Below are 12,490 nucleotides of genomic sequence, written 5' to 3' on the forward strand. Positions count from 1 at the left end.
CCGTGAAGGAGCGCCGCAGCTTCAGCATCACCGGCGGCATGTGTCCGCGGTGCGAGGGCCGGGGCTCGGTCACCGACCTCGACCTGACCCAGCTGTACGACGACAGCAAGTCGCTCAACGAGGGTGCGCTCACGATCCCCGGCTACAGCATGGACGGCTGGTACGGCCGCATCTTCGGCGGCTGCGGCTTCTTCGACCCGGACAAGCCGATCGCCGAGTTCACCAAGAAGCAGCTCGACGACCTGCTCCACAAGGAGCCGACCAAGATCAAGATCGACAACATCAACCTGACGTACGAGGGCCTGATCCCGAAGATCCAGAAGTCGATGCTCTCCAAGGACGTCGACTCGTTGCAGCCGCACATCCGCGCCTTCGTGGAGCGGGCGGTCACTTTCACCACCTGCCCCGAGTGCGGCGGCACCCGGCTCACCGAGGCGGCCCGCTCGTCGAAGATCGAGGGGATCAGCATCGCCGACGCCTGCGCGATGCAGATCAGCGACCTCGCCGCGTGGGTGAGCGACCTCGACGAGCCGTCGGTGGCGCCGCTGCTCAGGACGCTGCAGCACACCCTCGACTCGTTCGTGGAGATCGGGCTGGGCTACCTCTCGCTGGACCGGCCGTCGGGCACGCTGTCGGGCGGCGAGGCGCAGCGCACCAAGATGATCCGCCACCTCGGCTCCTCGCTCACCGACGTCACCTACGTCTTCGACGAGCCCACCATCGGGCTGCACCCCCACGACATCGCACGGATGAACGACCTGCTGCGGCAGCTGCGCGACAAGGGCAACACGGTGCTCGTCGTGGAGCACAAGCCGGAGGTGATCGCGATCGCCGACCACGTCGTCGACCTCGGCCCGCGCGCCGGCACCGCCGGTGGCGAGGTGGTGTTCGAGGGCACCGTCGAGGGGCTGCGGGCCAGTGGGACGCTCACCGGGCGACACCTCGACGACCGCGCCTCCCTGAAGCCGTCGCTGCGGACGGCGTCGGGGGCACTGGAGGTGCGCGGCGCCGGCACCCACAACCTGCGGGACGTCGACGTCGACATCCCGCTCGGCGTGCTGGTCGTGGTGACCGGCGTGGCGGGCTCGGGCAAGAGCTCGCTGATCCACGGCTCGGTGACCGGCCGGGACGGGGTGGTGGTGATCGACCAGGGCGCGATCCGCGGCTCGCGACGGAGCAACCCGGCCACGTACACCGGACTGCTCGACCCGATCCGCAAGGCGTTCGCGAAGGCCAACGGCGTGAAGCCGGCACTGTTCAGCGCCAACTCCGAGGGCGCCTGCCCCACCTGCAACGGCGCCGGCGTCATCTACACCGACCTGGCGATGATGGCCGGCGTCGCCACCACCTGCGAGCTGTGCGAGGGAAAGCGGTTCGACGCGGCGGTGCTGGAGTACCACCTCGGCGGCCGGGACATCAGCGAGGTGCTCGCGATGTCGGTGACCGAGGCCGGGGAGTTCTTCGGCGCAGGCGAGGCGCGCACGCCGGCCGCGCACGCCATCCTCGACCGGCTCGCCGACGTCGGGCTCGGCTACCTCACCATCGGTCAGCCGCTCACGACGCTGTCCGGCGGCGAGCGGCAGCGGCTCAAGCTGGCGACCCGGATGGCCGAGAAGGGCGGCGTCTACGTCCTCGACGAGCCTACCAGCGGCCTCCACCTCGCCGACGTCGAGCAGCTGCTCGGCCTGCTCGACCGGCTCGTCGACTCCGGCAAGTCGGTCATCGTCGTCGAGCACCACCAGGCGGTCATGGCGCATGCCGACTGGATCATCGACCTCGGCCCCGGCGCAGGCCACGAAGGCGGCCGGATCGTCTTCGAGGGCACACCCGCCGACCTCGTCGCCGTCCGATCCACCCTCACCGGCGCGCACCTCGCGGCCTACGTCAGCACCTGACCGAGGCCCTCGCGGACACCGTGAGACGAGTCTTCTCATCTTTTTCGGTTCGGGTGGAACGGGAGCGAACGCGTCCGCCAGCGCAGCGGCGGTGTCGCGGGCCTGCTGCGTCCTCGCAGAGGTTGCAGCCCCTGCGAGGTGGACACGCCCCCTGCGAGGACGCGCTGCGCGGCCTAGCCTCGCGACCATGACGACTGTCGCGTTGCTCGGCACCGGGATCATGGGTGCCGGGATGGGCCACAACATCCTCGCCGCCGGCCTGCCGCTGCAGGTCTGGAACCGCTCGCCCGAGAAGGCTCAGCCGCTGGCCGACGCCGGCGCCACCCTCGCCGCCGACCCGGCCGAGGCCGTGCGCGGCGCCGACGTCGTGGTCACGATGCTCGGCGACGGCCACCACGTGCTCGCTGTCATGGAGCAGGCGGCCGACGGGCTCGCGTCCGGGCAGGTGTGGGCGCAGACCACCACCGCCGGCGTCGACCAGGACGACCTCGTCGCGTTCGCCGAGGAGCACGGCCTGCTGTTCGTCGACGCGCCGGTGGTCGGTACGCGCCAGCCCGCCGAGTCGGGCCAGCTCGTGGTGCTCGCCGCAGGGCCCGCCGCAGCGAAGGACGCCGTTCAGCCCGTGTTCGACGCCGTGGGGAAGACCACCACCTGGGTCGCCGACGACGCCGCCGGGCTCCCGGCGAGCCGGCTCAAGCTCGTGGTCAACAGCTGGGTGCTCGCGGTCACCGCGGCCACGGCGGAGGCGGTGGCGCTGGCCAAGGGCCTCGATGTGGACCCCCAGGCGTTTCTCGACTCCGTCGCCGGCGGCCCGCTCGACCTGCCCTACCTGCAGAACAAGGCCAAGGCCATCCTCGCCGAGGACTGGGCGCCCAACTTCTCGGTCACCAACGCCGCCAAGGATGCCGACCTCGTCGTCGCGGCAGGGAAGGGCGCGGGTGTGGAGCTGGACGTCGCCGCGGCGGCCTCCGCCCGCTACCACCGCGCCGCCGACGCCGGCCACGGCGACGACGACATGGCCGCGAACTACCTCGCCAGCTTCCGGTAGCCCGCGCACAGCAGGCTCTCAGGCGCGTCTCAGACGGGGCGTCCACACTGGCCGTCATGCGCATCCTCGTGGTGGACGACGACCGCTCCGTGCGGGAGTCGTTGCGCCGCTCGCTCGCGTTCAACGGCTACCAGGTGGAGCTGGCCAACGACGGGCAGGCAGCACTCGACTCCGTGCTCGCGCAGCGCCCCGACGCGATGGTCCTCGACGTGATGATGCCCCGTCTCGACGGGCTGGAGGTATGCCGGCGGCTGCGCAGCGGGGGCGACGACCTGCCGATCCTCGTGCTCACCGCCCGCGACGCCGTGTCCGACCGGGTCTCCGGCCTGGACGCGGGCGCCGACGACTACCTGCCCAAGCCGTTCGCGCTGGAGGAGCTGCTCGCCCGGCTGCGGGCGCTGCTGCGCCGCCGCACGCCCGACGAGATCGCCGCGGCCGTCGGCGGCGTCAGCAAGCTGCTCGAGTTCGGCGACCTCAGCCTCGACCCCGACACGCGCGACGTCCGCCGCGGCGACCGCGCCATCAGCCTCACCCGCACCGAGTTCGCCCTGCTGGAGCTGCTGCTCGCGCACCCCCGGCGCGTGCTCACCCGCTCCCAGATCCTCGAGCAGGTGTGGGGCTACGACTTCCCGACCACCGGCAACGCGCTGGAGGTCTACATCGGATACCTGCGGCGCAAGACCGAGGCCGAGGGCGAGTCGCGGCTGATACACACCGTGCGCGGGGTGGGGTACGTGCTGCGCGACACCCCGCCGTGAGCCTCCGGAACGGCACCGCGGCCCAGCGGCAGGGCCGCCCGGACGGCTCCACCCCTCGCGTCGAGGTGCTCGACCACTTCTCCCTGCGCGCCCGCATCGGGATCCTCGCGGCGCTCGTGGCGGCGCTCGCCGTGGTACTGGTCTCGTGCGCCGCGTTCCTGACGGTGCGCGCCAACCTGATCGACACCCTCGACGCCAACCTCCTGCAGCGCGCCACGGCGGCCGCGCAGAGCAACCTCGACCCGCGCCAGCTCGCCACCGTGCCCACCGAGGTGTTCGGGGCGGCCGACATCAAGCTCGCTCTGGTGCTCGCCAACGGCACCGCGACGTCGGCACAGGGCCCGGCCTCGGCCCCGCCGCTGGGCGACGACGAGCTGGCCGTCGCGCGCGGGTTCTCGTCCGAGTCGGTGCGCACCGCCTCGACGAACGGGGTTGCCTACCGCGTGGTGGCGGTCCCGGCCGGCCCGGGGCAGGCGCTGGTGATCGGCCAGCGTCTCGATCCCACCCAGCAGGTGGTCACCCGGCTCGCGGTCGCCCTGCCGATCGTCGGCGGCATCGGTGTGCTGCTCGCGGCGCTGGCCGGCGTCGCCGTCGCCCGCGCGGGGCTGCGGCCGGTCGACCGGCTCACGGCCGCCACCGAGCGCATCGCCTCCACCGGTGACCTGCAACCCATCCCGGTCGACGGCACCGACGAGCTCGCCCGCCTCACCCGCAGCTTCAACGACATGCTCGGTGGGCTCGCGGCGTCGCAGGAGCAGCAGCGGCGCCTCGTCGCCGACGCGGGTCACGAGCTGCGCACCCCGCTGACGTCGATGCGCACCAACCTCGAGCTCCTCGCTGCGGCGAGCAGGCCCGGCGCGCCGCAGCTCCCCGCGAGCGACCGCGCCGAGATCCTCGAGGACGTCCAGGCGCAGGTCGCCGAGCTGTCCACGCTGGTCGGCGACCTCGTCGAGCTGGCCCGCGACGACACACCGACGGTCGTGCACGAGCCGGTGGAGTTCACCGATGTCGTGTCCCGGGCACTGGAGCGGGCGCGGCGCCGCGCGGGTGACGTGGAGTTCGTGTCCATGCTCGTGCCGTGGACGCTCGAAGGCGACACCACCGCGCTGGAACGGGCGGTGCTCAACCTGCTCGACAACGCTGCGAAGTGGAGCCCGGCGGGAGCGCAGGTGCGCGTGCAGATGCGGCCGCTGGACGAGTGGTCGATGGTGCTCGAGGTGGCCGACTGCGGCCCCGGCATCGCGGAGGAGGACCTCCCGCACGTGTTCGACCGCTTCTACCGCGCCGACACCTCCCGCACCATGCCCGGCTCCGGCCTGGGGCTCGCCATCGTCCGGCAGGTCGCGGTGCGCCACGGCGGTGCCGTCTGGGCCGGGCGGGCGCCCGAGGGCGGGGCGCTGCTCGTGCTGCGGCTGCCGGGACGCCGGCCCTGCTGACTGCTCCGAACGCGCCCTTCGGGCGGTGCGTCCGGCTCGTGGGCAGGATGTCCGACCTACCGGCACCACCGGCTGACGGCTCCACAGTGGATGTCCGCCGATCCGGCGGCGCCGCGGTTGACGCCCGTCGCCGCAGATGCTCCCGTTGCCGACGTTCTCGTCGTGGTGCCCCGCGGGGGAACGCCGGGACCGCGCCGGCACCCCCTCCCCGCGCCGGCACCCCCTCCCCGCGCCGGCGCGGTCCCCCTCGGCAGCAGCGCGGGGGACCGGCCTCAGGCCTTCCGGGACCCCACCGGCACGAGCTCGGCGAAGCTGCGGCGCCCGCGGTAGATCACGCTCGGGCGCAGGCCCGCGTGCCCGGCCAGCCGCGGCAGCGCCGCCATCCCGGCCGCCGCCCACGGGAACGGCCTGCCCACCACGTGTCTGCTGCGCACCTGCGCGTGCCCACACCACAGGCCGGGCTCGGAGACGTCCAGCTCGACGATCACCGAACCCAGGTGGCAGATCAGGTCCGCCGCCCGGCGCAGCAGCGCGACGGGGTTGCCGCCGATCCCCAGGTTGCCGTCGGCCAACAGGGCGTGCGACCAGTTGCCCTCGTCGGGGAGTGGCGCGAACACGTCGGCGTGCACGGCGGGTACACCGCGCCGCCGGCACTGCGAGATGGCCTCCGGCGCCAGGTCGATGCCGAGCGCGCGCACCCCGCGCGCGGCCAGCGCCTCGAGCAGCCGGCCCGGACCGCAGCACAGGTCGATGGTGGCGCCGCGGCACCGGCCGAGCAGCCAGCGGTCCTCGCCGGCCGCGGCGCCCCGCCAGCGCTCGACGTCGAGCGGGGCGACGCCGCCGTCGCTGCGGACGAGCTCGGCCTGGTGACCGGCCAGGGCCCGGGCGAACGCGGTGGTCACGAGGCCTCCCGGCCAGGACGACGACATCGGACGGTCATGCGCGCCGCTCCGCGCGGTGGCGCTCCAGGGTGCCCATCGGCAGGGAGGCGACGGCCGCGGCGAAACGGGACCGAGGGGCCGCCGCGGCGACCGCAGCGGCATCGGCGGCGGTGTCCACGTCCGACAGTTCCGGGAGCAGGTGCACCCGGAGCCCGCCTGCCCGCAGCGCCGCGAGCGTGAGCCGGCCGGTGTCGTCGCGCGAGGTGGGGACGTCCGCGATCAGCGCGGCGTCCAGCGGGTTGCGCAGGCCCAGCGCCCACCAGCCGCCGTCGACGGCCGGGCCGAGCACCGCGTCCACGCCGGGGGCGGTGAGGGCGTCGTCGGCCGCCCGCAAGAGCGCGGCGTCGACCTGCGGGGTGTCCATGCCGATCTGCAGCGTGCGCCGTCCGGGCTGGGCCGCGTCGGCGTCGCGGTGGGCGGCGGCGATGCGCTCGCCGAGCCCGTCGCCGCGCTGGGAGATCACGGCCATCGCGCGCAGCACCGCACCGATCTCGGCGCGGCGCGCGGCGCGTTCCAGCAGCCCGGTCAACACGACGACGGGCTGCGCGCCCGGCACCGCGGCCGCGGCGGCGATGCTGTCGAGCAGCGCCGCGGCCGCCAGGTCGGCGGCCTGGTCGGGCGTGAGCGGAGGGCAGAGCCGGGTCTTGACGCGTCCGGGCTCCGGTGCCTTCGCGAGCACCAGGACGACGGGCCCGGTGCCGCCGGTGAGGGTCACCGGAGCACCGACGCCATGTCGTGGGCGGCGCGCAGCGTGCCGCGGACCGACCCCGAGACCTTCGACTTCCCGCCGGTCCGCGGCCGGTAGGTCACGTCGACCTCGCGGATCCGCCAGCCCACCGCCCCGGCCCGGACGAGCAGCTCCAGCGGGTAGCCGAACGCCCGGTCGGTGATGCCGAGGTCGAGCAGCGCCTGCCGGCGCACCACCCGCAGCGGCGCGATGTCATGCACCGGGATGCCCCGGCGGCGCAGCAGGCCGGCGATGGCGGCGTTGCCCGCTCGCGCATGCCACGGCCAGGCCCCGCGTCCCTCCGGCACGCGACGGCCCGCGACGAGGTCCACGTCGGAGAGCAGGCCGACCATCCCCGGCAGCTCGCCGGGGTCCAGTGAGCCGTCGGCGTCCATGAACGCGACGACCTCGGTCGTGGCGCCGACCAGCCCGGTGTGGACGGCCGCGCCGTACCCGCGACGCGGCTCGTGCAGGACGAGGGCGCCCAGCTCGGCGGCCACCTGCGGCGTGCCGTCGGTGGAGCCGTTGTCCACCACCAGCGGGCGGAACCCGGGAGGGAGAGCGCGGATCACCCCGGGGAGAGCCTGTACCTCGTCGAGGCACGGAAGAATGAGGTCGATCATGCCGTGCATGGTCGAAAGCTAGGGCGGTCGATGCCTTCCCGCTCGGCGAGACGGCTTACCGATCGGTGACATCGCATGGAGGGCTTACGGTCCCGGGACGAACGCGGTTCGCCGGCTGTCGCGCCGTAACCTGCATGGCATGGGGCACCCGTCATGACCGACCGGCCGCTGGTCCTGGTGGTGGACGACGACGTGACCGTGCGCGACGTCGTGACGCGCTACCTCGACCGGGCCGGGTACCGCGTCGAGGTGGCGGGCGACGGTGAGCAGGCGCTGCGTGCCGTCGTGGCCCGCGTCCCCGACGTGGTGGTGCTCGATCTGATGCTGCCCCGCCTCGGTGGTCTCGAGGTGTGCCGCCGGCTGCGCCGCGACGCGATCGGTGTGCCGATCGTTATGCTCACCGCGCTCGGCGAGGAGGAGGACCGCGTCCTCGGGCTGGAGCTCGGCGCCGACGACTACGTCACCAAGCCGTTCAGCCCGCGCGAGCTGGTGCTGCGGGTGGCGTCGGTGCTGCGCCGGTCGCGCGAGATCCCCGCTCGTGACGGCGGCGCGGAACCGATCCTCGACGGCGACCTGCGTGTCGACATTCCGGGCCGCCGGTCGTCGCTGGCCGGGCGTGAGCTGGCCCTGACCGTGCGCGAGTTCGACCTGCTGGCGTTCCTCATCCGCCGCCCCGGACAGGTGTTCACCCGCGCCGAGCTGCTGGAACGCGTATGGGGCTGGGACTTCGGCGACCAGTCCACCGTCACCGTCCACGTCCGGCGGCTGCGGGAGAAGATCGAGTCCGACCCCACCAACCCCACGCGCATCGCGACGGTGTGGGGCGTCGGCTACCGCTACGACGGCGCGTCCGCGCGCCCCCCGGACGCCGCGGCCGAGGCACACTCACCATGATCGGGCAGGCTCTCGCGGTGATCCCCGTGGCACTGGCGTTCTCGGTGCCCGTGGCACTGCTCGGGGCGCTGCTGCTGCACCGGATGCGGCATCGCTCGATCACGGCCGCGGTCACCGTCCTGGTGCTCGTGCCGGTCGCGGCCGCGCTCGTCGGTGTCATCGGGGTCAGCGGCTTCATGTACACGCCGCAGCTCGCCGGGGCCGTGGTCGTGTGCGCCGTGGTGGCGGCCGTGACGATCCCGGCGGCGATGATGCTGGGCCGCGGCATCGCCCGTGACGTCATGTGGCTGCACGAGGCCCACGACGCCGAGCGGGCGGCGGAGCAGTCCCGCCGCGAGCTGGTGGCCTGGATCAGCCACGACCTGCGCACCCCGCTCGCCGGCATCCGCGCGATGACCGAGGCGCTCGTCGACGGCGTCGTCGTCGAACCGGACGAGATCGCGATCTACGCCAAGCGGATCCAGGGCGAGACCATGCGCCTGTCCGGCATGGTGGACGACCTGTTCCAGCTCTCGCGGATCACCTCCGGCGCCCTGCGGCTGACGCTCTCCGCGGTGCCGCTGCACGAGGTCGTGTCGGAGGCCGTGGCGGTGGAGGGCGTGGCCGCCGCGCGCAAGGGCGTGCGGGTGCGGGCCGAGGAGCACAGCAGGTGGCCGGTGGTGCTGGGCAGCGACCCCGAGCTCGCCCGCGTGGTGCGCAACCTGCTGTCCAACGCGATCCGGCACACCCCGCCCGACGGCGCCGTCGTCGTGGCGGCGGGGGTGAGCGACGACCGGGCCTGGCTGCGCGTCGACGACGGCTGCGGCGGCATCCCGGACGACGACCTCGACCGGGTGTTCGACGTGGCGTTCCGCGGGGCGGCGGCCCGTACGCCCGACGACCAGTCCCGGGGCGGGCTGGGGCTGGCCATCGCACGCGGGCTCGTGGAGGCCCACCACGGCGAGATCCGCGCGCGCAACCACGGCCCCGGCTGCCGGTTCGAGATCCGGCTCCCGCTGGCCACGCGCCCCTGACGCCTCCCCTGCAGCGGACGTGTCCCCGACCTGCGCGCGATCTTGCGTCCTCGCACCGTCCACGGAGGGTGCGACGACGCAAAATCGCGCGCGGATCGGGGGGTCAGCCCGCCCTCACCGAGGAGCGCAGGGGCTCGGACGCGAAGGCGCGGACGCCGTCGGCGAAACGGACGGCGGCGTGGAAGCCCAGCAGTTCCCGCGCCCGGGCCGGGTCGGCCACTACGTGGCGGACGTCGCCCGCCCTGGCCCCGCCGACCACCGCGGGGGCGGGGCCGTCGATCGCCTCGGCCAGTGTGGCGGCCAGGTCGCCGATCGTGTGCGGCTCGCCGGAGCACACGTTCACCGGCACCAGCTCACCGTCGCCGGCGTTCGCGGCCAGCGCGAGGGCGTTGGCGCGGGCGATGTCGCTGACGTGCACGAAGTCGCGGCGCTGCCCGCCGTCTTCCATGACGCGGGGGGCCTCGCCGCGCTCCAGCGCCGACCGGAAGATCGACGCCACGCCGGCGTAGGGGGTGTCGCGGGGCATCCGCGCGCCGTAGACGTTGTGGTAGCGCATCGACCACACCGACCCCCCGGTCTGCCGCGCCCACGCCGCCGCCAGGTGCTCCTGGGCGAGCTTCGTGGCGGCGTAGGTGGAGCGCGGGTCGAGCGGGGCGTCCTCGCCCACCAGGCTCGACGCCAGCGGCATCCCGCACACCGGGCACGGCGGCTCGAACCTCCCCGCCTCGATGTCCACCGCGCGCCGCTGGCCCGATCGCACCACGCCGTGCTCGGCGCACGTGTAGCGACCCTCGCCGTAGACCACCATCGACCCCGCCAGCACCAGCCGCCCGATGCCCGCGGCGTGCATCGCGGCCAGCAGCACGGCGGTGCCGTAGTCGTTGTGGGTGGCGTAGAGCGGCGCGTCCGACGGGTCGACGCCGTGCCCGACCATCGCCGCCTGGTGGCAGACCGCGTCCACACCGGGCAGCAGCGTGGCGAGCAGGTCGGCGTCGCGGACGTCGCCCTCGACGAACTCGTGGTCGAGCGTCCACGCGGGGGCGCCACCTGCCCCGTGGGCCTGGGGGAGCAGGGCGTCGAGCAGGACGACGTCGTGTCCGTCGGCCGCGAGACGGTCGGCGACGTGCGAGCCGATGAAGCCCGCGCCACCCGTGATCAGGATGCGCACCCGGGCGAGCGTAGGCCGCGCCGCACCGTGATCGCCCGGCGGCGTGAGTGCCCCGTACCCGCCCCGCTACGGTGAGCGCATGGAGATGGCCCCACCCCAGATCGGCCGAGCCCTCGTGGTGGTCGTGGACGACCGCGTGAGCCACGGGGAGAGCAGCGACTCGATCGGACCGCTGGTCACCGAGCTGCTCGAGGAGGCCCGTCTCGTCGTCGACGCGGTCGTGGTCGTACCCGGCGACCCGGTCGCCATCCGCAACGCCCTCAACACGGCCGTGATCGGCGGCGTCGACCTGGTGGTCACCGTCGGTGGCACCGGCGTCTCCCCGCGCGACGTCACCGCCGACGCCACCGCGGGCGTGCTCGACCGTCCTATCCCCGGCATCGCCGAGGCCATCCGCGCGTCCGGCCTCGCCGCGGGCGCGGTGGACGCCGGACTGTCGCGCGGGCTCGTCGGCGTCTCGGGCAGCACGCTCGTCGTGAACCTCGCGCCGTCGCGTGCGGCCGTGCGCGACGGGATGGCCACCCTGACACCGCTCGTCGCCCACGTCATCGCGGAGCTGTCCGGGCTCGACTGAGCCCGGGCGGGTCAGCCCTTCGCGTCCTCGTCCGGGTTGGTCGCGGCCGGGGTGATGAGCGGGCCCTGCGCCGTGTCGGCGTCGGGGACCGGCGTGCCCAGGCCACCCGTGATCGGCGGCGCCGACGGCTCGTCGCCCTTGTTGGCGGCGCCGCGGGCCCGGTCGAGCGTCTCGCCGACCTTGCCGTGCGCCGTGTCGATCTGCTCGTGGAAGCGGCCCTTGGTGGCCTTGTCGACGCCTGCGGCGGTGGCGTCGACGGCCTTGCCGGCGAGCTCCGTGGCGCGGTCGAGGTAGCCGGGCGCCTTCTCCCGCGCCACGCCGGATAGCTCAGTGGCCTTCTCCCCGGCCCTCTCGGCCAGCTCGGACGCCTTCGCGGACGCCTTCTCGGAGTAGAGGCCGGCCTTCTCGAGGGCGACGTCTGCGATTTCCTTGGCCTTCTCGGTGATACCCATGCACCCCATCGTCGCACCGGTGCAGGATGGACGGGTGGGTCAATTGCCGGATCAGGTGCGCAGACGACTGGACGAGGTGTTCGGCGAGGTGCTGCCGAGCACCACGAGTGACGAGCGGGACGACGACGGGCCCCGTTCGCCCGCAGGCGGCGACGAGCAGCTGCTCGCCGACCGCCCGCCCCACCACGACCGGGAGTAGCCCGGCCCGGCGTGCCGTCGGCTCAGGTGCGCTGCAGCTGCTTGAGCAGGTCGCGGATCTCGATGAGCAGCTCGACGTCGGTGGGCTCGGCGGGCCCGGCCTCCTCGCCGCTCTTGCGGCGGGCCCTGAGCGCGTTGAGCGGCGCGACGATCACGAAGTAGACGACCGCGGCGACGAGCAGGAAGTTGACCGCCGCGCTGATCAGTGCGGCGACGTCGATGTAGGTGCTCGCCTTGCCCGCGCGCAGCGTGACGCCCAGACCCCCGGTGACGTTGCCGGGCGTGATCGCGTTGATCAGCGGCTGGATGATCTTGTCGGTGAACGCGGTGACGATGGCGCCGAACGCCGCACCGATGACCACCGCGACCGCGAGGTCCACGACGTTGCCGCGCAGGACGAAGTCCTTGAAACCCTTGATCATGTGGCCTCTCTCGGACGGATGTCGGGCTAGCGGAGGGTAACCGCGACCTGCTGCGACAAAGACGCGGCGGCCACGCGCGTCGCGATCTCCCGCGGCATCGCCACCATGACGAGCCTGCCCCGGCCGCCGGCGTCCTCCGCGAGCACAGCCAGCACCGACGCGTCGGAGGCGAGCACCACGGGCCGGTCGGTGCTCCCGCCGACGGTGACCACGTCGACGCGGCTGCCGGGCACGAGCAGGGCGGCGACGCCGGCGTCGGCCAGCCGGATGGGCACGGCCGCGCCGTCGGGGCCCGCGCCCGCAGCGGGACCGGCCCCGACCAGGCGCGCGTCGGTCAGCGG

General features: G+C 74.0%; 14 protein-coding genes and 1 pseudogene. 8 read left to right on the forward strand and 7 right to left on the reverse strand.

Annotation, left to right across the window (positions count from 1 at the left end):
- From JWR81_RS01265 to JWR81_RS01280, 4 genes are all read left to right on the forward strand, one after another.
- Positions 1-1,895 (forward strand): excinuclease ABC subunit UvrA (locus tag JWR81_RS01265; RefSeq protein ID WP_297645656.1); only part of this gene is annotated, 1,895 nt, incomplete at its 5' end.
- Between the two features lie 187 nt (positions 1,896-2,082).
- The gene (locus JWR81_RS01270) at positions 2,083-2,943 is read left to right on the forward strand and encodes an NAD(P)-dependent oxidoreductase (RefSeq protein WP_297645658.1); all 861 of its coding nucleotides are present in this window, start codon (positions 2,083-2,085) and stop codon (positions 2,941-2,943) included.
- A gap of 56 nt (positions 2,944-2,999) precedes the next feature.
- Positions 3,000-3,701, forward strand: a complete 702-nt coding sequence (locus tag JWR81_RS01275) for a response regulator transcription factor (protein ID WP_297645660.1) — start codon at positions 3,000-3,002, stop codon at positions 3,699-3,701.
- A gap of 65 nt (positions 3,702-3,766) precedes the next feature.
- A complete protein-coding gene (locus JWR81_RS01280) occupies positions 3,767-5,137 on the forward strand; it encodes a cell wall metabolism sensor histidine kinase WalK (RefSeq protein ID WP_297645684.1) in 1,371 nt (456 codons plus the stop codon).
- 272 nt (positions 5,138-5,409) lie between these two features.
- Here JWR81_RS01280 and JWR81_RS01285 read toward each other — a convergent pair whose 3' ends face one another.
- From JWR81_RS01285 to JWR81_RS01295, 3 genes are read right to left on the reverse strand one after another with little or no spacing between them, the layout of a single operon-like run.
- Positions 5,410-6,039, reverse strand: coding sequence for a class I SAM-dependent methyltransferase (locus JWR81_RS01285; protein ID WP_297645662.1), 630 nt, complete (start codon positions 6,037-6,039; stop codon positions 5,410-5,412).
- A 34-nt stretch (positions 6,040-6,073) separates the two neighbouring features.
- Positions 6,074-6,793 carry a DUF2064 domain-containing protein gene (locus JWR81_RS01290; protein WP_297645664.1) on the reverse strand — a complete coding sequence of 240 codons (720 nt, stop codon included), beginning with the start codon at positions 6,791-6,793 and terminating at the stop codon, positions 6,074-6,076.
- The gene (locus JWR81_RS01295; protein ID WP_297645666.1) at positions 6,790-7,437 is read right to left on the reverse strand and encodes a glycosyltransferase family 2 protein; all 648 of its coding nucleotides are present in this window, start codon (positions 7,435-7,437) and stop codon (positions 6,790-6,792) included. The genes JWR81_RS01290 and JWR81_RS01295 overlap by 4 nt, the downstream gene beginning before the upstream one ends.
- 144 nt (positions 7,438-7,581) lie before the next feature.
- On the opposite strand from JWR81_RS01295, the gene JWR81_RS01300 reads away from it, so the two are divergent.
- Positions 7,582-8,322, forward strand: a complete 741-nt coding sequence (locus JWR81_RS01300) for a response regulator transcription factor (protein WP_297645668.1) — start codon at positions 7,582-7,584, stop codon at positions 8,320-8,322.
- Positions 8,319-9,335, forward strand: coding sequence for a sensor histidine kinase KdpD (locus JWR81_RS01305; RefSeq protein ID WP_297645669.1), 1,017 nt, complete (start codon positions 8,319-8,321; stop codon positions 9,333-9,335). Before JWR81_RS01300 ends, JWR81_RS01305 begins: the two co-directional genes overlap by 4 nt.
- A gap of 103 nt (positions 9,336-9,438) precedes the next feature.
- On the opposite strand, the gene JWR81_RS01310 is transcribed toward JWR81_RS01305, so the two are convergent.
- Positions 9,439-10,503, reverse strand: coding sequence for an NAD(P)-dependent oxidoreductase (locus tag JWR81_RS01310; RefSeq protein ID WP_297645671.1), 1,065 nt, complete (start codon positions 10,501-10,503; stop codon positions 9,439-9,441).
- A 79-nt stretch (positions 10,504-10,582) separates the two neighbouring features.
- Here JWR81_RS01310 and JWR81_RS01315 point away from each other — a divergent pair, with 79 nt between their 5' ends.
- Complete coding sequence (locus JWR81_RS01315) at positions 10,583-11,077, forward strand: molybdenum cofactor biosynthesis protein B (RefSeq protein WP_297645673.1); 495 nt, start codon at positions 10,583-10,585, stop codon at positions 11,075-11,077.
- Positions 11,078-11,088: 11 nt separating this feature from the next.
- Here the strand turns inward: JWR81_RS01315 and JWR81_RS01320 are convergent, their stop codons facing one another.
- Entirely contained in the window at positions 11,089-11,529 is a 441-nt protein-coding gene (locus JWR81_RS01320) for a hypothetical protein (RefSeq protein ID WP_297645675.1), read from the reverse strand.
- Positions 11,530-11,563: 34 nt separating this feature from the next.
- Here JWR81_RS01320 and JWR81_RS01325 point away from each other — a divergent pair, with 34 nt between their 5' ends.
- On the forward strand, positions 11,564-11,728 hold the full coding sequence (locus JWR81_RS01325; RefSeq protein WP_297645680.1) for a hypothetical protein: 165 nt from the start codon (positions 11,564-11,566) through the stop codon (positions 11,726-11,728).
- A 22-nt stretch (positions 11,729-11,750) separates the two neighbouring features.
- On the opposite strand, the gene mscL is transcribed toward JWR81_RS01325, so the two are convergent.
- Both mscL and JWR81_RS01335 read right to left on the reverse strand, forming a co-directional pair.
- Complete coding sequence (mscL, locus tag JWR81_RS01330) at positions 11,751-12,149, reverse strand: large conductance mechanosensitive channel protein MscL (RefSeq protein WP_297645682.1); 399 nt, start codon at positions 12,147-12,149, stop codon at positions 11,751-11,753.
- Positions 12,150-12,175: 26 nt separating this feature from the next.
- Positions 12,176-12,490: pseudogene (locus JWR81_RS01335) on the reverse strand (hypothetical protein); the annotation flags it as partial.

The sequence above is a fragment of the Pseudonocardia sp. genome (assembly GCF_025965585.1).
Taxonomy (GTDB): domain Bacteria; phylum Actinomycetota; class Actinomycetes; order Mycobacteriales; family Pseudonocardiaceae; genus Pseudonocardia.

What these genes read in the sequence shown, in the direction of transcription:
- JWR81_RS01270 (WP_297645658.1), top strand. Translation starts at nt 2,083, where the DNA reads ATGACGACTGTCGCGTTGCTCGGCACCGGGATCATGGGTGCCGGGATG.
- JWR81_RS01275 (WP_297645660.1), top strand. Translation starts at nt 3,000, where the DNA reads ATGCGCATCCTCGTGGTGGACGACGACCGCTCCGTGCGGGAGTCGTTG.
- JWR81_RS01295 (WP_297645666.1), bottom strand. Translation starts at nt 7,437, where the DNA reads ATGCACGGCATGATCGACCTCATTCTTCCGTGCCTCGACGAGGTACAG.
- JWR81_RS01300 (WP_297645668.1), top strand. Translation starts at nt 7,582, where the DNA reads ATGACCGACCGGCCGCTGGTCCTGGTGGTGGACGACGACGTGACCGTG.
- JWR81_RS01305 (WP_297645669.1), top strand. Translation starts at nt 8,319, where the DNA reads ATGATCGGGCAGGCTCTCGCGGTGATCCCCGTGGCACTGGCGTTCTCG.
- JWR81_RS01315 (WP_297645673.1), top strand. Translation starts at nt 10,583, where the DNA reads ATGGAGATGGCCCCACCCCAGATCGGCCGAGCCCTCGTGGTGGTCGTG.
- JWR81_RS01320 (WP_297645675.1), bottom strand. Translation starts at nt 11,529, where the DNA reads ATGGGTATCACCGAGAAGGCCAAGGAAATCGCAGACGTCGCCCTCGAG.
- mscL (WP_297645682.1), bottom strand. Translation starts at nt 12,149, where the DNA reads ATGATCAAGGGTTTCAAGGACTTCGTCCTGCGCGGCAACGTCGTGGAC.